The sequence below is a fragment of the Streptomyces sp. BV286 genome (assembly GCF_019090165.1).
GTDB lineage: Bacteria > Actinomycetota > Actinomycetes > Streptomycetales > Streptomycetaceae > Streptomyces.
In genome coordinates this window covers 63,419-81,028 of sequence record NZ_JAHRIB010000029.1, presented here as the reverse complement: position 1 = coordinate 81,028, position 17,610 = coordinate 63,419, and the positions used below count along the sequence as shown (strand labels likewise).

Here is a 17,610-nt window from a genome sequence, read left to right as displayed (position 1 = left end):
GGCCCGGGCGGGGTCCCGCGTCACGGCCTCAGTCGGGTGGCGGCCTCAGGCGGGCGGCGCGGGCCCGGAGGTAGTTCCGTTCCGGGAGGCTGAGGGTCTTGCCGGCCGCCGACTCGTAGGCGGCGCGAGCGGCTTCGGCGTCCCCGGCGCGTTCCAGGAGGTGGGCGCGGACCGCGTCGAGGCGGTGGCCCGACGCCAGCTCCGCTTCCAGAGGTGCCAGTTCGGCGAGCCCGGCCGTCGGTCCGTGGACCATCGCGACGGCCACCGCCCGGTTGAGCCGTTCGACCGGGCCGGGCACGAACCGCACGAGGATGTCGTAGAGGCCGAGGATCTCCAGCCAGTCGGTGCTGTCGGGCGAGGCCGCCTCGTCATGGACGGCGGCGATGGCGGCCCTCAACTGGTAGGGCCCGGGATGCCGTTGGGTCAGTGCGTGCGTCACCAGTGCCACGCCCTCCTCGATCGCCGCCTTGTCCCACAGCGCCCGGTCCTGTTCGTCGAGAGGGACCAGTTCGCCGTGCGGGCCGGTGCGCGCGGCCCGGCGGGCGTCGGTGAGGAGCATCAGCGCGAGCAGGCCGGTCACCTCGTGCGCGCCGGGCAGCAACCGGTGCGTCGTACGGGTCAGCCGGATGGCCTCGCCCGCGAGTTCGGCCCGCTGGAGCGTCGCCCCGGACGTGGCCGTGTACCCCTCGTTGAAGATCAGGTACAGGACGTGCAGGACGGCGGGCAGCCGCTCCTCCCAGTTCTCGGGGCGCCCGAAGCTCGCGCCCTTCACCTTCTGCTTGGCCCGGCTGATCCGCTGCGCCATCGTCGCCTCGGGCACGAGATGGGCGCGCGCGATCTCGGCGGTCGTCAGACCGCCCACGGCCCGCAGCGTGAGCGCGATCCGCGCGGCGGGGGCGAGATCGGGGTGGCAGCAGAGGAGGAGCAGGCTGAGCGTGTCGTCCTCGGACGGCCCGCGGTCCGCCCCGGGCGGCGGTGCCGTGAACGCGTCGCGCGGGGTGAGCGCCGCCGCCCGTTCCTCCCGCAGCCGGCGGGCCTCCTCGCTGCGCAGCACGTCGGTGAGCCGCCGCGAGGCGACCCTGATCAGCCAGCCGCGCGGATTGTCGGGAGTGCCGTCCTCGGGCCACTGCCCGGCCGCCGCGAGCAGCGCCTCCTGCACGGCGTCCTCGGCGGCGTCGAAATGCCCGTACCGCCGTACGAGCGCGCCGAGGACCTGCGGCGCGTGGCGGCGCAGCAGGCCCTCGATCTCGTCCGTACGTCCCGACGGGCGCCGTGGGGGACGGCTCACACGTCCCCGCCGCCGCCGTCGAGGATGGGCCGGATGACCACCGGGTAGTCCGTCGTGCCCTCGGGGACGGGGCACTCCAGGACCCGCGCGGCGATCTCCGTGACCCGCTCCAGGCTCGCGCAGTCCAGGACCCAGTATCCGGCGAGCACTTCCTTGGTCTCGCCGTAGGGCCCGTCGGTGATCACGGGCTTCCCGTCCGGGCCCCGCTCGACGGACCGGGTCCGGGCCGGCTCCCCGAGGCCGTTGCCGTCGACCATCTCGCCCGTCTCGGCGAGGTCGTTGTTGATCGCGCTCATGTGCGCGTACATGGCCTGGATGTCCTGCTCGGTCCAGGCGGGCGCCCCGGGGGAGGCCTTGCCGCTCTGCGCCTCGTAGTCCGCCTGCGTGCCCTGAATCATCACCAGGTACTTCATGAGTCCGCTCCTTCGGTTCGGTCCGCCCGTGGCAGGCGGCTTTCACAGGGGACGTCGGAGCACGACCGCGGTTCTCTACACACTCGTGGAGAAATCTTTTCGCGACTTCCGGCGGCCACGTCGGCGGCCTTCACCCGCCGCTGCTCGACGCCTGCCTGCGGGCACGCCGACGGCTCCGCGGGCCCGTTCCCGACCTGCGGACCGAGGCGGTCGTTCAGGAGTCCCGTTCCGTGCCCGCCCCGCGTTCCTCGGGAGGCGAGGCCGGCTCCGCCATGAGCACGGGCTCCGCCTCGGAGGCCGTCAGGGCGGGCTCCGCCTCGGGCTCCTCGCCCTCCTCGTACCTCGCGCACCGGGAGTTGCGGCAGGGGCCGGGGCCCCACAGGGGCACGAAGACACCCAGCGTCTTGTGCCGACGCACGACCGTGTCGACGGACTGCTTACAGCCCGGACAGACGTACTCATCACTGGCCATGACCCCAGGATATTGCGGGAGGAGTCGGGCCGACAGGCGAGCGACAGCCCCGGAATCAGCGGTTCCTGCTGTACGCCCGCACGGTCGCCCCGTTCTTGAACGTGCGCACCTCGCCCAGCGTGAACTCGCCGACCGCGGACCCGGAGCCGAACATCGGCATGCCGGTACCCAGCACGACGGGGTACGTCTTGACGACGAGCTCGTCGATCTCGTCGGCCAGCTCGCCCGCGATCCGGGAGCCGCCGCACAGGTAGATGCCGAGGTGGCCGTCCTCCGCCTTGAGCTCGCGGACCCTGCCGACCAGGTCGTCGGCGATGATCTCGACGTGCGGGTCGGGCGACTTTCCGAGGGTGCGCGAGGCGACGTACTCCCGCAGGTGGGCGTAGGGGCTGGTGACGTCGATGTCCAGCGCGAGGTCGTAGCTCCGGCGGCCCTGGATGATCGTGTCGAACTTCTGGTTGGGCAGGCCGTCGATGCCCGTCGCCCGGCGGACATGGGAGGGCAGCGTCTCCGGGTACTCGGCCTTCAGATACCCGAAGACCTCCTCGTCCACGAAGGAGTGCATCGCCGTCGCGTCGCCACTCGGGTCGCCGATGAAGCCGTCGATCGAGCAGGCGATGAAATACGTGAGCTTTCGCAAAGCCGGTCTCTTTCCGTATGCCGTATGAACCACTCCATTCATAGTGCTTCAGTCGTAGTGGTCGCAAGGCGATTCCCGAGGATTCACGGTCGGGACGCAAGTGAGAGACGGGGCTCCGCGCGTGGGAGGCGGGGCTCCGGACGTAGGAGGCGGAGCTCCGGACGGCGGCCGGCTCGCAGTGCCGAGCCGGCGCGCTCGGCACCCGACATCGACATCGACGGCGACGGCGACGGCGACGGCGACGGCGACGGCGACGGCGACGGCGACGGCGACGGCGACGGCGACGGCGACGGCGACGGCGACGGGAAGATACCGGCCCGCGAATGGCCATGAATGGGCCACGGGCCGACTTTCCGTAACCACGGGCCGACTTTCCGTAACCGCGGGCCGTCCGTCACGACAGCCGGGCAGACCCCGCCCGCATGACGAGCAGGGTCTTCTTCAAGGGCTCGGGGTACCGGGGCTCGGGGAAACGGCCCTCACCCGGGGAGCGGCTCGCTGAGCGGCTCGCGCCACATCGGCCACATCGCCGGCCCCGCCGGCAGGTCGACCGTACTGCCCGTGAAGACGAAGCCGAGCCGCTCGTAGAGCTCCCGGCTCCGGGCACTGCTCGCCTCCAGGTACGCGGACAGACCCTCGCCGTCGCACCGCTCGAGCACGTGCTGGATGAGCGCGGTACCGAGTCCCTCGCCCTGTCGGCCCGGCCTGACGGCGATCATCCACAGGTACTCGTGGGCAGCGCCGGCCGGATGCGCCTCGGCGGTCAGCCGGCCGATCTGTTCGACCCGTTCGTTGCCGGGATCGACGGCCTCGCGCAGCTGGGCCGGCCCGTCCTCGTCCTCCTCGTCGGCCTCCGCGGGCATCGACAGCCAGAGCGCGCAGGCGGAGCCGTCCTCGGTGACCTCCACGTACCCGGCGTCGAGCACGATGTCGAGGAAGGCCCTCATCAGCAACGGATGCGTACGCCGGCGGTGGTCCGCGTCGGGAAAGACCCAGCCGCTCACCGGGTCGTCCTGGAAGGCTTCGTCGAGGAGCCGGGTCACGGCCTCCCGGTCGCCCTCGCCCGCTCTTCGGATCGCCACTCCCATGTCCCGCCCCTTTGCCTCAACTGCCCCTGCCCATTCGGCCGTTGCAGCCTAGGCGATCACACCTGACACAAGGGCGGCGGGCCCCGCGCACCGTGGGGATGCGCGGGGCCCGCCGCAACCGGAACCCCCTCCGCCCCGCCGCTTCGTCAGGTACCGCGCGACGTACGGGGTTCCGGCGTCCAGGACGCGGTACGGCCACGAGGGCCGCACCGCTCGGGAGGACTCGACGCAGGCGGGACACAGGGCGGCTCGCGCCCGCACCCCGGACTGCCCGGACCGTCTGGCATGCCCGGCGTGCCCGGCGTGCCACACGGCTGAGCCGCACCGCGCTCGGCACACGTCCGGTCCGACACAGCGCCTCACTGGTCCGGCACCGCGCCTCGCCGGTCCGTACCGGTGCCTCGCCGGTCCGGGCCGTGCGGGGCCGGTGCCCATCGGTCCGGGCCGCCCTCGTCCCCGACGTCGTACGGCTTGGGCTGCCGCGTCCTCGCGGGCACCGCACGACGTCGTCCCCACCCCCCCGACCACTCTCACCGCTGCACAGGCCCCACCCCTTCGCTCACCCCGCGCGCACTCCACCTCTCACCACGCGAACGCCACCGGTCCCCCGTCACCGTTCGCGACTCCATCCTTCGCCCGTCGCTCCGCTCCGGCGCCCCTCCTCACGTGCTCCTCACGTGCCCCTCACGCAACTCGCCGGCTCCTCACGCCCTGAGCCGCGCGCTCACGTGTTCCGCCGCGTCACGTACTCCGCCAGCGACAGCAGACCTCCCGCCGCCTCCGGGTCGGGGACGGCACGGGACAGGTGGTCCAGTGCCCGCGCCATCCGGTCGGCGGCCTGGAGCTGGGCCCAGTCACGACCGCCCGCCCGCTCGACGGCGAGGATCGTGCGCTCCAGATCACCGTCGCGGTAGGGAGCCCGGTACAGCTCGGCCAGTTCGGCCGCGGCGGGCGTGCCGGAGGCGAGCGCGGCGACCACGGGCAGGGACTTCTTCCGGGCCATGAGATCCGCACCGGCCGGCTTACCGGTGCGCCTGGGATCCCCCCAGATGCCGATCACGTCGTCGATGAACTGGAAGGCGAGCCCGGCCTCGCGCCCGAAGGCGTCGAGTGCCTCGACGTCCTCGTCGTCGGCGCCCGCGTACAGCGCACCGAGCGCGCACGCGCACCCCAGGAGCGCGCCCGTCTTGGCCTCGGCCATGGCGAGCACCTCGTCGAGCGTGACGTCGTCGGGACCACGCCGCTCCATGGCGGTGTCCGCCTGCTGTCCCGCGCAGAGCTCGACCACACAGCTCGCGAGCCGCGCGGCCGCCGCCGGGGACGCCGGATGCGGGTCGTCGGCGAGCAGCCGATGGGCCAGCGCCTGAAGGGAGTCCCCCGCGAGGACCGCGTCGGCGTCGCCGAACACGGCCCACGCGGTGGGCCGGTGCCTACGGGTGGTGTCCCGGTCCATCACGTCGTCGTGCAGCAGCGTGAAGTTGTGCACCAGCTCCACCGCGGCGGCCGCCCGCACGGCCGCCGTCCGCCGCCCGCCCAGTGCTCCGGCCGCGGCCAGGACGAGCGCGGGCCGGATGGCCTTGCCCCCGTTCCCCGCGGCCGGGGTGCCGTCCGCGTGCTCCCACCCGAAGTGGTAGAGCGCGATCCGCCGCAGCGCGCCGGGCAGCGACTCGACGGCCCGGCGCAGTTCGGGATCGACCGATGTGCGGGCCCGCTCCAGGATCGCGGCCGCCTCCTGCCCGTCGGGCGGGCCGTGCCGTGCCGCGGGGACCGGTCCCTCGCCGGGTCCGGGCCCGCCCACCGCCTGCAGCGGGCTCGGCCGCGTCTCCGTCATGGGTTCACCCACGGGTCCGCCCTGGAGGCTGCGCGGACGGCGACTGCCGCACCGGCACCGGGTGCGTGCCCCTGCGGTCCGCCCCTCCCGGCGTGCGGGCGCACGGCAGGCCGCACACCGGACGTCATCGCCAGCGGCCGATCTCGACGTTCTCCAGGACGCCGAGTGCGTCGGGCACCAGGACCGCGGCCGAGTAGTACGTCGTCACGAGGTACGACATGATCGCCTGCTCGCTGATCCCCATGAACCGCACCGACAGGCTCGGCTCGATCTCGTCCGGGATGCCGGCCTGCTGAAGGCCGACGACTCCCTGCTCGGCCTCCCCCGTACGCATGGCGATGATCGAGGTCGTCCGGGCCTCGGTGACCGGGATCTTGTTGCACGGGAAGATCGGCACGCCGCGCCAGGTCGGGATGCGGTTGCCGGCCATGTCCAGGGTCTCGGGGACGAGCCCGCGCTTGTTGAGCTCACGGCCGAACGCGGAGATCGCTCGCGGATGGGCGAGCAGCAGCTTGGTGCCGCGCCTCCTGGTGAGCAGTTCGTCCAGGTCGTCCGGGCTGGGGACGCCGTCGTGCGGCTGGAGCCGCTGGTCGTACTCGCAGTTGTTGAGCAGCCCGAACTCGCGGTTGTTGATGAGCTCGTGCTCCTGGCGCTCCTTCAACGCCTCCACGGTGAGCCGCAACTGCTGCTCGGTCTGGTTCATGGGCTGGTTGTAGAGGTCCGCCACGCGCGTGTGGATGCGCAGCACGGTCTGGGCGACGCTGAGTTCGTACTCCCGTGGCGCGGCGTCGTAGTCGACGTACGTCCCCGGGATGGCCGGCTCCCCGGTGTGGCCCGCCGCGAGGTCGATCTCCTTCTCGCCGTACGTGTTGGCGCGCTGGGCGGGAATCGCGCGCAACTGCGCGAGGTGCTCACGCAGGGACTCGGAGCGCTCCGCGATCTGGTCGACGTCCGCGCGGGGCAGCGCGAGGACCGTGCACGCGGTGACCGCGCGGGCCGTGTACTCCCAGATGGCGTCCGGGTCGGTGATCGCCTGCTCGCCGAAGTACGCGCCGTCGGCGAGGACCCCCAGCACCGCGTCGTCCCCGTAGGGGCCCGTGCCGATCTTCTCCACCTTGCCGTGCGCGAGCAGGAACACCTCGTCGTCCGGGCTGCCGAACGAGGCGAGGACGTCGCCCGGGGCGAACTCCCGCTGTTCGCAGCGCTGCGCCAGCTCGGCGAGCACCTCCTGGTCCTCGTAGGTGCGCAGCGCCGGCAGTTCGCCGAGCTCCGCCGGGATGACCTGGACCCGGTCACCGGTCTTCACGAACGTGACGCGGCCGTCTCCCACGGAGTAACTGAGCCTGCGGTTCACGCGGTACGTGCCGCCCTGCACGTTCACCCACGGCAGCATGCGCAGCAGCCATCGTGAGCTGATCTCCTGCATCTGTGGCGCGGACTTGGTGGTGGTGGCCAGGTTCCGCGCCGCGGATGTGCCGAGACTTTTCTGCGGCTGATCCTGGTCCGCGCGGATCTCTTCGCCTACCGACATGAAAATGCCCTCCCCATCGTGCAACGAGCTGCGGCGACAACCCTTCCATCACGGAACGTGTTGGTGCTATTACACGAAAGAGCGGGAATGGATCTTCGCAAACCGGGGCATGTGCGCGGGCTTCCGAACAAGGTCGGCGGGCCCTGTCCGGCGGCTCGTGGGTCCGTCCGGCGGGGAACTCCAAGATCGGGCCGTCCGTTGAACCGGCAAAACGGACGAACGACGTATGGAGACAGTCATGGCAGGCTTTCTGGACCGGGCCAAGGAGCAGGCGCAGCGCGGCCTCACGCAGGGCAAGCAGAAGATCGACGAGGTCCAGGCGCAGCGGGCCGGCGGCGATCTGCTGAAGGACCTCGGCGCGGCCTACTTCGCGGAGCGGCGCGGCAGCGGCTCCCCGCAGGCCACGCAGCAGGCCCTCCAGGCTCTGGAGAGTCACATCGCGACGCACGGTGACGGATTCCTGCGCTCCTGACGCCTTCGTCCCGCCCCGCCGACCGGATCGTCCCGCACGCCGTGCGAACAGGTGGTCCAGGACGGGAAGTTGCGGGTACAAGCAGCGGTACGAGACGGCCACGACAGGTGGCCGTCGCGTCCGTGTAAGGAGGCGGCCATGGCCCCACCCATGTCCGCGGGCAGATTTCTGGACCGGCTGAAGGACGAAGGGCTCACCGTCGTCGAGGTCGGGGACTGGGAAAATCACAACCGCAACCACAAGGGCCCGTGGGGCCCGGTCCACGGCATCATGATCCACCACACGGTGACGTCGGGCAGCCAGCGCACGGTGGAGCTCTGCCGGGACGGCTACAGCGGGTTACCGGGCCCGTTGTGCCACGGCGTCATCACCAAGGACGGCCGGGTCCATCTCGTCGGGTACGGCCGTTCCAATCACGCGGGCCTCGGGGACGACGACGTGCTGCGCGCGGTCATCGCCGAGACGGCCCTGCCGGCGGACAACGAGGCCAACACCGACGGCAACCGCCATTTCTACGGCTTCGAGTGCGAGAACCTCGGCGACGGTGAGGATCCCTGGCCGGCGGTCCAGCTGGAGGCCATCGAGCGGGCCGCGGCGGCGGTCTGCCGCCAGCACGGCTGGACGGAGCGCTCGGTGATCGGCCACCTCGAGTGGCAGCCGGGCAAGATCGACCCGCGCGGCTTCACGATGGCCGCCATGCGGGCCCGCATCCGCGACCGTCTGCAGTGACGGACGGGCGCCCGTGGGAGGCCGGTCCCCCACAGGCGCCTTCCCGTCCGCCCCGGGGCCTCCCTGCCCGCGGCGGGAGGCCCCGGGGCGGCGCGAGTCGGCCCGGCCCCGCGTGTCGCTCGGACGCGTGTCCGACAATGAGGGTGTGACCGGCCCCGACACCCCTGAAGCAGCCGGCCTCGGCACTCTGCGGCCGCGGCTGCCGTCGCCGCTGCGGGAGGCCGTGGACGAGCGTTTCGCGCGGCACGGAGTGCGGCTGCTACTGAAGCGGGACGATCTGATCCACCCCGAGCTGATCGGCAACAAATGGCGCAAGCTGGCGCCGAACCTCCGGGCGGCGGACGGTCGCACGGTCCTCACCTTCGGCGGCGCGTACTCGAACCACCTGCGGGCCACCGCCGCCGCCGGCCGCCTGCTGGGCCTGCCCACCGTCGGTGTGGTCCGCGGGCAGGAGCTCGCCGGCCTCCCCCTCAACGCGTCCCTCGCCCGGTGCGCCGCCGACGGCATGCGGCTCCATTTCGTCGACAGATCGACGTACCGCCGCAAGAGCGAGCCGGAAACACTGACCGCCCTCCTGCGCGCGACCGCCTGCGAGGAGGCGTACGTGGTCCCGGAGGGCGGCAGCAACGCCCTGGCCGTACGCGGCTGTACGGCCCTGGGCGAGGAACTGCGCGGGCGCGCCGACGTCGTCGCACTGGCCTGCGGCACCGGCGGCACGCTCGCGGGTCTGGCGGGAGGACTCGCCCCCGGCCAGCGCGCGCTGGGCATACCGGTGCTCAGGGGCGGCTTCCTCGACGCGGAGATACGCGCCCTCCAGGACGAGGCGTTCGGCGGCCCGCGCGGCGACTGGTCCCTGGACGACCGCTTCCACTTCGGCGGCTACGCCCGTACGTCTCCCGAACTCGACGCGTTCGCCGCCGACTTCGAGCGCCGCCACGACCTGCCCGTCGAACGTCTCTATGTCGCCAAGTCGCTGTACGGACTCCTGGCCCTCACGGAGGAGGGCGTGTTCCCGCGCGGGACGACGGTCGCGGCGGTGATCACGGGCCGGCCGCTCGACCGGCCGAACTGGCCGAACCGGTAGGACCGGAACCGACCGTCCGGCCCGCCGACGGCATGCGGTGCCCCCTCCGGCGGAGCGCTCAGGTCGCCTCCCGGAAGGCCGCGGCCTCCTCCAGGTCGAGTCGCCGCAGCAGTGTCCGCAGCATCTCGTCGTCGATGTAGAGCCCGTCCCGCAGCTTCACGAACACCTCGCGCTCGGCACTGATCATCTCCCGGGACAGCCGCCGGTACGTGTCGTCCACGGTCTCGCCGGTGACGCTGTTGACCTGGCCGAGGCGTTCCCAGACGGCGTTGCGGCGGCGTTCGAGGACTGTGCGCAGCCGGTCGGCGAGGGGCGGCGGAAGGGCGTTCCGCTCGTCGGAGAGGAGTTCGTCCAGGTGCCGTTCGGCGGCCCGGGAGGCCTGCGCCTGGGCGTTCGCCTCCGCGAGGGTCTCGGCCTGCTGGTCCCGCGCCGGGAGTTTCAGCACGCGGATCAGCGGCGGCAGGGTCAGCCCCTGTACGACGAGGGTCCCGATCACCGTCGTGAAGGTCAGGAAGAGGATCATGTTGCGGCCGGGGAAGTCCTCGCCGCCGTCCGCGGTGAGCGGGATCGAGAAGGCGATGGCGAGCGAGACCACACCTCTCATCCCGGCCCAGCTGATGATGAAGGGCCCCTTCCAGGTGGGGTTCACCTCCCGTTCCCGGATCCGCGCGGACAGCAGGCGCGGCAGGAAGGTCGCGGGATACACCCAGACGAATCGGGTCACGACGACGATCACGAAGAGGGCCACCGCGTACCAGGCGGCACTCGTCCCCTCGTACTCGCCGAGGCCCTTCAGGATGACCGGCAGCTGCAGGCCGATGAGGGCGAAGACCGCCGACTCCAGGATGAACGCGACCATCTTCCAGACCGCCTCCTCCTGGAGGCGGGTCGCGAAGTCGACCTCCCAGTTGCGGTGTCCCAGGTAGAGCGCGACGACGACCACGGCGAGCACTCCGGAGGCGTGCACCTGCTCGGCCACCGCGTACGCGAAGAAGGGGGTCAGCAGCGACAGGGAGTTCTGCAGCAGGGCCTCCTTCAGATGGGTGCGCATCCAGTGGATCGGCACCATCAGGACGATGCCGACGCCGATGCCGCCGAGCGCCGCGAGCAGGAACTCGCCGATGCCGCCCGCCCAGGTCGCGCCCTCGCCGACGGCGGCGGCGATCGCCACCTTGTAGGCGGTGATCGCGGTCGCGTCGTTCACCAGCGACTCGCCCTGCAGGATCGTGGTGACCCGCGACGGCAGGCCGACGCGGCGCGCCACCGCCGTGGCCGCCACCGCGTCCGGCGGTGCCACGACCGCGCCGAGCACCAGCGCCGCGGTGAGCGGCAGGTCCGGCACGATCACGTACGCGGCCCAGCCGACGGCGAACGTCGCGAACAGCACGTACCCGACCGACAGCAGCGCGACCGGCCGGATCTGCGCCCGCAGATCGAGGTACGAGCTGTCCGTGGCGGCCGTGTAGAGCAGCGGAGGCAGCAGCAGCGGCAGGACCACGTGGGGGTCGAGGGTGTACTCGGGCACCCCGGGCACGTACGAGACGATCAGGCCCGCGGCGACGAGGAGCAGGGGCGCGGGCACCGGGGTACGGCGTGCCGCTCCCGCCACGGCGGCACTGCCCGCGATCAGCAGGAGAAGGGGCATCACATGCATCGGTATCGGCCCGCTTTCGTTTCCGCGCGGATTCCCGCACACCCGACGTAATCTGGCAATCATGAAACAGTGCACGCACGCCGACGCGCTGCCCCGTCCGGAACCCGCGCCGTTGAGCGACACCTGCCTGGAGTGCCTGGCGGACGGCTCGCATCCGGTGCAGCTGCGACTGTGCCTGGTGTGCGGCCACGTGGGCTGCTGCGACTCGTCACCGATGCGGCACGCCACAGAGCATTTCAAGGACTCCGGACATCCGATCATGCGGACCTTCGAGCCCGGTGAGAGCTGGCGCTGGTGCTTCGTCGACCACGTCCTGGTGTGACGTGGGATCCGGACGGTTCGACCGTCTGACGTCTGGGTACGTCAACCCGGCGCGCGCTCTTCCCAATTGGGCCCGCAGACCCCTAGCCACTGTGCGTATCCATAGGTTTACTATGAGTGACAGCAAGGGGTTGGGGTCCCGGGGACAGGAAAGCTGAGAGCGCGGTAGCGTCACCGCTGAACCACATGGCGCGTTACCCGGGGGGCGACCCCCGGCCCCCGAAAGAGCTTGTACCACCTTGGAGGTGAGGGTGTCCCAGATCGCAGGCGAGCCCGCGACCCAGGACTTCGTGGAAGTCCGGCTGCCGGCTGCGGGTGCCTACCTGTCGGTGCTGCGCACGGCCACGGCCGGCCTCGCGGCGCGTTTGGACTTCACCCTCGACGAGATCGAGGACTTGCGCATCGCCGTGGACGAGGCGTGCGCGATCCTGTTGCAACAGGCGGTGCCGGGCTCCGTGCTCAGCTGTGTGTTCCGCCTGATCGACGACTCGCTCGAGGTGACCGTCTCGGCCCCGACCACCGACGGCCACGCCCCCGCACGGGACACGTTTGCCTGGACCGTGCTGTCGGCCCTCGCGGGCAAGGTCTCCTCCTCGGTGGCCGACGACAAAACCGTTTCGATCAGCCTCTACAAACAGCGCGGCGCGGGACCCGGGCCGGCGTGAGGAACGGGGACGGGCCGGTGCGGGACGAAGAGCGCGGCACACGGGAACCTGCCGCCGGGGGCGAGGACGGCCCCGGCGCGCCCCGGCGCCTGGCGAAGGGGGTCGACGGCATCCCCGAGCAGGCCCGGCCGCATCCGGAGGACGGTGGGTCCCCGGCGGCCGGGGCGTCCCGGGCGGAGCCGATCGAGGAGGACGGGCGCGAAGCGCCCTCCGGCAGTGACGGGCGACAGGATCCAGACGTTGCCGCGCAAAGGGGGTCCCCCCGGACGGAGTCTGGGGGAGCGTCCGTGGAAGGGCGGCGGCGGGTGACGGGCGGGATCATGAGCGAGCAGCACGAGCACGAGCGGAATGCCGACAACAGCGCGTCGGGCGCACAGCACGACCCCCACAACCGGAGCGGGGCGCGGCTCAAGTTCATCGAGCTGCGCAAACTGGATGCCACCAGCTCGGAGTACGCGGAGCTGCGCAACCAGCTGGTGCGCATGCACCTGCCGCTCGTGGAGCATCTCGCGCGCCGTTTCCGCAACCGCGGCGAGCCGCTGGACGACCTCACGCAGGTCGCGACCATCGGTCTGATCAAGTCGGTCGACCGTTTCGACCCGGAGCGTGGTGTCGAGTTCTCGACCTATGCGACTCCGACGGTCGTCGGTGAGATCAAGCGGCACTTCCGGGACAAGGGCTGGGCCGTGCGCGTGCCCCGCCGTCTGCAGGAGCTGCGGCTCTCGCTGACCACGGCGACCGCGGAGCTCTCCCAGCAGCACGGCCGCTCCCCCACCGTGCACGAGCTGGCCGAGAAGCTGGCCATCTCGGAGGAGGAGGTCCTGGAGGGCCTGGAGTCGGCCAACGCGTACTCCACGCTCTCCCTGGACGTCCCCGACACGGACGACGAGTCGCCGGCCGTCGCGGACACCCTCGGCTCCGAGGACGAGGCGCTGGAGGGCGTCGAGTACCGCGAGTCCCTCAAGCCGCTCCTGGAGGACCTTCCTCCGCGTGAGAAGCGCATTCTGCTGCTGCGCTTCTTCGCGAACATGACCCAGTCGCAGATCGCCCAGGAGGTCGGCATCTCCCAGATGCACGTCTCCCGGCTGCTGGCCCGCACGCTGGCCCAGCTCCGCGAAAAGCTACTGGTCGAGGAGTAGGAAGCCCCGCGCCCTTCCGTCAGGGGCGCGGGAGACCGTCTGCCCTCCGGGGACCCGGTGAAACCGCGCGAGCGACGACGACCGGCCCGCACACCGTCACGGCCTCGGCCCGCGCACCCTTCACGGCCTCGACGCGCGGACCCGCTGCGCCGTGGGCGCGCCACCCGTCCTGCTCGCGGCGCCCCGCCCTGTTTCGGGTCCTGCTTCGGGTCCTACTTCGGTTCCCGGATCCCGCCGGGGCCGGTGATCCCGAGCGCCCGTGTCGTCTCGGGGTTCAGGATCAGTACCAGCGTCGCGACCGCCACCACCGCCAGGGCGATCCCCCCGGGAATGGCGAGGCTGTCGGCCTGGAGCAGGTTGTACGCGACGGGCAGCGCCATGATCTGTGTGATGATCGCCGGCCCCCGGCTCCAGCCGCGCCGCAGGAGCAGCCCGCGCGCGGCCAGCAGGGGCAGCAGCGCGAGCACGATCAGCGTCACGCCCCCGGTGACGGCCTGGCTCCGGTCGTCCGGGTGGCCGGTGAGGCCCATCACGAGCATGTAGGCGCCCCCGACGACGAGGGCGAGCCCCTCCAGCCCGGCGAGCGCCGCGGCCGCGGTCAGCCGCCCGGGGCGGGGGTCGGGGTCGGTCGATTCCGGGGTGGGATTCTGCGCAGGGCTCACCCCTGAAGGGTAGCCCTCGCCCCGCCCGCTCCCCCGTGCCCGGGGCACTCCCGGCGCACGCCCCGGGCGCCCGCCTTCTCACCTGATCCTCACCTCGGTATGGGCCGAGTACCAAGCGGTAGGTACGCTGCATCGCATGCGTGCACTTCTTGTGGTCAATCCGGCAGCAACCACCACCAGCGCACGCACGCGTGACGTCTTGATCCACGCGCTGGCGAGCGAGATGAAACTCGACGCGGTGACCACCGAGTACCGCGGCCATGCCAGGGACCTCGGCCGGCAGGCCGCGGAGAGCAAGGACATAGAACTGGTCGTGGCCCTCGGCGGCGACGGCACGGTCAACGAGGTCGTGAACGGTCTGCTGCACAACGGCCCCGACCCCGACCACCTGCCCGGCCTCGCCGTCGTCCCCGGCGGTTCCACCAACGTCTTCGCCCGCGCCCTGGGCCTGCCCAACGACGCCGTCGAGGCGACGGGTGCCCTCCTGGACGCCCTGCGGGAGGGCCGGGAGCGCACGGTGGGCCTCGGTCTCGCCGCGGGCACCCCGGGCAGTGAGGACGAGGGCGTCCCCGCCCGCTGGTTCACCTTCAACGCGGGCCTCGGCTTCGACGCCGGCGTGGTCGGCCGCGTCGAACAGCACCGTGAGCGCGGCAAGCGCTCCACGCACTCGCTCTACCTCCGCCAGGCGATGCGCCAGTTCTTCGGGGAGACCCACCGCCGCCGCGGCACCATCACACTGGAGCGGCCCGACTGCGACCCGGTGACCGATCTGGTGCTCTCGATAGTCTGCAACACCTCCCCGTGGACGTATCTGGGCAATCGCCCGGTGTACGCGTCACCTAAGGCCTCGTTCGATACCGGCCTCGACGTGCTCGGTCTGAGCCGCATGTCGACGGGTGCGGTTGCCCGGTATGGCACCCAGTTGCTCACTTCGTCCCCCGAGCGCGGACCCCATGGCAAGCACGCGGTGTCCCTGCACGATCTGACCGACTTCACCTTGCATTCGAAGGTCCCGCTCCCCCTGCAGATGGACGGCGACCACCTCGGACTGCGTACGAGCGTCGCGTTCACAGGCGTTCGCCGTGCACTGCGTGTGATTGTGTGAGCGGAACGGGCTAAAGTCCTTCCACTCGAACGTTTAGACCAGGATCCACCCCATGGAAGTACGGCTGTGACCTAGTCGACACCGAGGAATCAAAAAAAACTTTCCGGTAGGGGTTGTATCCGCCGCTGAGGTTTGCGAGTCTCTACGTGGCGCTCGGGACGGGCCGCAACATCGCCCCCACAGAGCGCCGGAACCCCTCCTCACTTCACAGGACGATGCCAGTCCGTATGGCAGTCGGCCCTTCACTTGTTGAGGGATTCGTGAAAGCGTTCACATTCACAAGCAACGTGCATGTAATACCAAGGAGAGGTAGCAGCCATGGACTGGCGTCACAACGCCGTTTGCCGCGAGGAAGACCCGGAGCTCTTCTTCCCCATCGGCAACACCGGTCCTGCGCTGCTGCAGATCGAGGAAGCCAAGGCCGTCTGCCGTCGCTGCCCCGTCATGGAGCAGTGCCTGCAGTGGGCGCTTGAGTCCGGCCAGGACTCCGGCGTCTGGGGTGGTCTCAGCGAGGACGAGCGCCGTGCGATGAAGCGCCGCGCCGCCCGCAACAGGGCCCGTCAGGCCTCCGCCTGACAACCCGCCCCACAACAGCCTGAGCTTGGCGGCGCGTACAGCGAGTACGCATCTCCCGCCCCCGAGCCGCAGCGCGCAGTACCCCCGATGCGCACAACCGCATGAACACTGTGAGCCCCGGACCACCCAGTGGTCCGGGGCTCATTGCTGTTTGCGATCGCGTCGCGCCCGGGCTCCTCGCGCCGGTCCACGGTCGGTTCCATCGGGCGAGGATTACGTAGCGTGTTCGTGGAGTAATGGTGCGGGTCGCTCACGAGGGCCCGGTGGCGGCCCGGACCGCCTGGATTACTCAGGCGGCCCGAGTGACTTGGGTTACTTGTCGGCCCGCATGAAGAGGGCTACTTGTTGGCCCGTACCGGAATGTCCAGTACGACCTGTGTGCCCCGCTCCGGGGCCCGGACCATGTCGAAGGTGCCGCCCAACTCGCCCTCCACCAGGGTCCGCACGATCTGCAGTCCGAGGTTGCCCGAGCGGTGCGGGTCGAAGCCCTCGGGCAGGCCCACCCCGTCGTCCTGGACGGTGACCAGCAGACGGGACTCCTTGGACGTGCCGCCGCGGACCGCGGACACCTCGACCGTGCCCCGCTCGCCCTCCCGGAAGCCGTGCTCCAGGGCGTTCTGCAGGATCTCGGTGAGGACCATGGAGAGCGGGGTCGCGACCTCGGCGTCGAGTATGCCGAAGCGGCCCGTGCGCCGGCCGACGACCTTGCCCGGTGAGATCTCGGCCACCATGGCGAGCACCCGGTCGGCGATCTCGTCGAACTCCACCCGCTCGTCGAGGTTCTGGGAGAGCGTCTCGTGCACGATGGCGATCGAGCCGACGCGGCGCACCGCCTCTTCGAGAGCCTCGCGGCCCCGGTCCGACTCGATGCGGCGGGCCTGCAGACGCAGCAGCGCCGCGACCGTCTGGAGGTTGTTCTTCACCCGGTGGTGGATCTCCCGGATGGTCGCGTCCTTGGTGATCAACTCCCGCTCGCGGCGCCGCAGTTCGGTCACGTCCCGCAGGAGTACCAGGGAGCCCACACGGGTGCCCTTGGGCTTGAGCGGGATGGCGCGCAGCTGGATCACGCCGTCGTTGCTCTCGATCTCGAACTCGCGGGGTGCCCAGCCGCTGGCGACCTTGGCCAGCGCCTCGTCCACCGGGCCCCGGGACGGGGCGAGTTCGGCGGTGGTCTTGCCCAGGTGGTGGCCGACCAGGTCGGCGGCGAGGCCGAGGCGGTGGTACGCCGACAGCGCGTTCGGAGACGCGTACTGGACGACGCCGTCCGCGTCCAGCCGGATCAGGCCGTCGCCCACGCGGGGCGAGGCATCCATGTCCACCTGCTGGTCGGGGAACGGGAAGGAGCCCGCCGCGATCATCTGCGCCAGGTCGGACGCGCTCTGCAGATAGGTGAGTTCCAGCCGCGAGGGCGTGCGCACGGTGAGGAGGTTGGTGTTGCGGGCGATGACGCCGAGGACGCGGCCCTCCCTGCGCACGGGGATGGACTCGACCCGGACGGGCACCTCCTCGCGCCACTCCGGGTCGCCCTCGCGCACGATCCGGCCCTCGTCCAGGGCGGCGTCCAGCATGGGGCGGCGGCCGCGCGGCACGAGGTGGCCGACCATGTCGTCCTGGTAGGAGGTGGGGCCGGTATTGGGCCGCATCTGGGCGACCGAGACATAGCGGGTGCCGTCGCGGGTGGGGACCCACAGGACGAGGTCGGCGAAGGAGAGGTCGGAGAGCAGCTGCCACTCCGAGACCAGCAGATGCAGCCACTCGAGGTCGGAGTCACCGAGGGCCGTGTGCTGGCGTACGAGATCGTTCATGGAGGGCACGTGTGCGAGCGTACCCGCCGCGTGCGACAAGGCCCGAAATCGGCCACCCGCGCGGCCCCGGAGACACCCGCGGGCCGCGGCGCCTGGGAGGGACCCTCAACCCTCCCGGCACCGCAGCCCGGAGCA

19 protein-coding genes are annotated in these 17,610 nt (G+C 71.4%); 9 read left to right on the top strand and 10 right to left on the bottom strand.

Features of this window, described 5'->3' with window-relative positions; all coding sequences use genetic code 11:
• Positions 1-28: 28 nt before the first annotated feature.
• The 4 genes from KUF83_RS04445 to KUF83_RS04430 form a co-directional block, all read right to left on the bottom strand.
• The gene (locus KUF83_RS04445; protein WP_308402907.1) at positions 29-1,288 is read right to left on the bottom strand and encodes a DUF6596 domain-containing protein; all 1,260 of its coding nucleotides are present in this window, start codon (positions 1,286-1,288) and stop codon (positions 29-31) included.
• Positions 1,285-1,701, bottom strand: a complete 417-nt coding sequence (locus KUF83_RS04440) for a YciI family protein (RefSeq protein WP_217453199.1) — start codon at positions 1,699-1,701, stop codon at positions 1,285-1,287. The genes KUF83_RS04445 and KUF83_RS04440 overlap by 4 nt, the downstream gene beginning before the upstream one ends.
• 214 nt (positions 1,702-1,915) lie before the next feature.
• Positions 1,916-2,173 (bottom strand): hypothetical protein, encoded by a 258-nt coding sequence (locus KUF83_RS04435; protein WP_217453206.1) that lies wholly within the window; start codon positions 2,171-2,173, stop codon positions 1,916-1,918.
• Positions 2,174-2,228: 55 nt separating this feature from the next.
• On the bottom strand, positions 2,229-2,813 hold the full coding sequence (locus KUF83_RS04430; protein WP_217453198.1) for a dihydrofolate reductase family protein: 585 nt from the start codon (positions 2,811-2,813) through the stop codon (positions 2,229-2,231).
• 24 nt (positions 2,814-2,837) lie between these two features.
• Between KUF83_RS04430 and KUF83_RS04425 the strand changes: the two genes are divergently transcribed.
• Positions 2,838-3,146 (top strand): hypothetical protein, encoded by a 309-nt coding sequence (locus KUF83_RS04425; RefSeq protein WP_217453197.1) that lies wholly within the window; start codon positions 2,838-2,840, stop codon positions 3,144-3,146.
• 146 nt (positions 3,147-3,292) lie between these two features.
• Here the strand turns inward: KUF83_RS04425 and KUF83_RS04420 are convergent, their stop codons facing one another.
• From KUF83_RS04420 to KUF83_RS04410, 3 genes are all read right to left on the bottom strand, one after another.
• A complete protein-coding gene (locus tag KUF83_RS04420; RefSeq protein ID WP_217453196.1) occupies positions 3,293-3,901 on the bottom strand; it encodes a GNAT family N-acetyltransferase in 609 nt (202 codons plus the stop codon).
• A gap of 724 nt (positions 3,902-4,625) precedes the next feature.
• Positions 4,626-5,732, bottom strand: a complete 1,107-nt coding sequence (locus KUF83_RS04415; protein ID WP_217453195.1) for a family 2 encapsulin nanocompartment cargo protein polyprenyl transferase — start codon at positions 5,730-5,732, stop codon at positions 4,626-4,628.
• A gap of 124 nt (positions 5,733-5,856) precedes the next feature.
• Positions 5,857-7,263, bottom strand: coding sequence for a family 2B encapsulin nanocompartment shell protein (locus tag KUF83_RS04410; protein ID WP_217453194.1), 1,407 nt, complete (start codon positions 7,261-7,263; stop codon positions 5,857-5,859).
• 238 nt (positions 7,264-7,501) lie between these two features.
• Between KUF83_RS04410 and KUF83_RS04405 the strand changes: the two genes are divergently transcribed.
• The 3 genes from KUF83_RS04405 to KUF83_RS04395 all read left to right on the top strand — a co-directional run bounded on the left by KUF83_RS04405 (position 7,502) and on the right by KUF83_RS04395 (position 9,548).
• Entirely contained in the window at positions 7,502-7,735 is a 234-nt protein-coding gene (locus KUF83_RS04405; protein ID WP_217453193.1) for a hypothetical protein, read from the top strand.
• Positions 7,736-7,873: 138 nt separating this feature from the next.
• A complete protein-coding gene (locus KUF83_RS04400) occupies positions 7,874-8,464 on the top strand; it encodes an N-acetylmuramoyl-L-alanine amidase (protein WP_217453192.1) in 591 nt (196 codons plus the stop codon).
• A gap of 145 nt (positions 8,465-8,609) precedes the next feature.
• Positions 8,610-9,548, top strand: coding sequence for a 1-aminocyclopropane-1-carboxylate deaminase/D-cysteine desulfhydrase (locus KUF83_RS04395; protein WP_217453204.1), 939 nt, complete (start codon positions 8,610-8,612; stop codon positions 9,546-9,548).
• A gap of 58 nt (positions 9,549-9,606) precedes the next feature.
• On the opposite strand, the gene KUF83_RS04390 is transcribed toward KUF83_RS04395, so the two are convergent.
• Positions 9,607-11,202, bottom strand: coding sequence for a Na+/H+ antiporter (locus KUF83_RS04390; protein ID WP_217453191.1), 1,596 nt, complete (start codon positions 11,200-11,202; stop codon positions 9,607-9,609).
• 61 nt (positions 11,203-11,263) lie between these two features.
• Here KUF83_RS04390 and KUF83_RS04385 point away from each other — a divergent pair, with 61 nt between their 5' ends.
• The 3 genes from KUF83_RS04385 (at position 11,264) to KUF83_RS04375 (ending at position 13,327) form a co-directional block, all read left to right on the top strand.
• The gene (locus tag KUF83_RS04385) at positions 11,264-11,524 is read left to right on the top strand and encodes a UBP-type zinc finger domain-containing protein (RefSeq protein ID WP_217453190.1); all 261 of its coding nucleotides are present in this window, start codon (positions 11,264-11,266) and stop codon (positions 11,522-11,524) included.
• Between the two features lie 250 nt (positions 11,525-11,774).
• A complete protein-coding gene (locus KUF83_RS04380) occupies positions 11,775-12,188 on the top strand; it encodes an anti-sigma regulatory factor (RefSeq protein ID WP_055512819.1) in 414 nt (137 codons plus the stop codon).
• Positions 12,185-13,327 carry a SigB/SigF/SigG family RNA polymerase sigma factor gene (locus KUF83_RS04375; protein ID WP_217453189.1) on the top strand — a complete coding sequence of 381 codons (1,143 nt, stop codon included), beginning with the start codon at positions 12,185-12,187 and terminating at the stop codon, positions 13,325-13,327. Before KUF83_RS04380 ends, KUF83_RS04375 begins: the two co-directional genes overlap by 4 nt.
• A 212-nt stretch (positions 13,328-13,539) precedes the next feature.
• Here the strand turns inward: KUF83_RS04375 and KUF83_RS04370 are convergent, their stop codons facing one another.
• On the bottom strand, positions 13,540-13,989 hold the full coding sequence (locus KUF83_RS04370) for a hypothetical protein (RefSeq protein WP_217453188.1): 450 nt from the start codon (positions 13,987-13,989) through the stop codon (positions 13,540-13,542).
• 136 nt (positions 13,990-14,125) lie between these two features.
• Here KUF83_RS04370 and KUF83_RS04365 point away from each other — a divergent pair, with 136 nt between their 5' ends.
• Together KUF83_RS04365 and KUF83_RS04360 are read left to right on the top strand one after the other, a co-directional pair.
• Complete coding sequence (locus tag KUF83_RS04365; protein WP_217453187.1) at positions 14,126-15,094, top strand: diacylglycerol kinase family protein; 969 nt, start codon at positions 14,126-14,128, stop codon at positions 15,092-15,094.
• 318 nt (positions 15,095-15,412) lie between these two features.
• Entirely contained in the window at positions 15,413-15,670 is a 258-nt protein-coding gene (locus KUF83_RS04360) for a WhiB family transcriptional regulator (RefSeq protein ID WP_016639615.1), read from the top strand.
• A gap of 338 nt (positions 15,671-16,008) precedes the next feature.
• Here the strand turns inward: KUF83_RS04360 and KUF83_RS04355 are convergent, their stop codons facing one another.
• The gene (locus tag KUF83_RS04355; RefSeq protein WP_217453203.1) at positions 16,009-17,475 is read right to left on the bottom strand and encodes a sensor histidine kinase; all 1,467 of its coding nucleotides are present in this window, start codon (positions 17,473-17,475) and stop codon (positions 16,009-16,011) included.
• Positions 17,476-17,610 lie beyond the last annotated feature (135 nt).

Coding starts and splice junctions, on each gene's coding strand:
- KUF83_RS04360 (WP_016639615.1), top strand. CDS start 15,413: ATGGACTGGCGTCACAACGCCGTTTGCCGCGAGGAAGACCCGGAGCTC.
- KUF83_RS04405 (WP_217453193.1), top strand. CDS start 7,502: ATGGCAGGCTTTCTGGACCGGGCCAAGGAGCAGGCGCAGCGCGGCCTC.
- KUF83_RS04415 (WP_217453195.1), bottom strand. CDS start 5,732: ATGACGGAGACGCGGCCGAGCCCGCTGCAGGCGGTGGGCGGGCCCGGA.
- KUF83_RS04435 (WP_217453206.1), bottom strand. CDS start 2,173: ATGGCCAGTGATGAGTACGTCTGTCCGGGCTGTAAGCAGTCCGTCGAC.
- KUF83_RS04400 (WP_217453192.1), top strand. CDS start 7,874: ATGGCCCCACCCATGTCCGCGGGCAGATTTCTGGACCGGCTGAAGGAC.
- KUF83_RS04425 (WP_217453197.1), top strand. CDS start 2,838: ATGAACCACTCCATTCATAGTGCTTCAGTCGTAGTGGTCGCAAGGCGA.
- KUF83_RS04365 (WP_217453187.1), top strand. CDS start 14,126: ATGCGTGCACTTCTTGTGGTCAATCCGGCAGCAACCACCACCAGCGCA.
- KUF83_RS04390 (WP_217453191.1), bottom strand. CDS start 11,202: ATGCATGTGATGCCCCTTCTCCTGCTGATCGCGGGCAGTGCCGCCGTG.
- KUF83_RS04420 (WP_217453196.1), bottom strand. CDS start 3,901: ATGGGAGTGGCGATCCGAAGAGCGGGCGAGGGCGACCGGGAGGCCGTG.
- KUF83_RS04355 (WP_217453203.1), bottom strand. CDS start 17,475: ATGAACGATCTCGTACGCCAGCACACGGCCCTCGGTGACTCCGACCTC.
- KUF83_RS04385 (WP_217453190.1), top strand. CDS start 11,264: ATGAAACAGTGCACGCACGCCGACGCGCTGCCCCGTCCGGAACCCGCG.
- KUF83_RS04440 (WP_217453199.1), bottom strand. CDS start 1,701: ATGAAGTACCTGGTGATGATTCAGGGCACGCAGGCGGACTACGAGGCG.
- KUF83_RS04410 (WP_217453194.1), bottom strand. CDS start 7,263: ATGTCGGTAGGCGAAGAGATCCGCGCGGACCAGGATCAGCCGCAGAAA.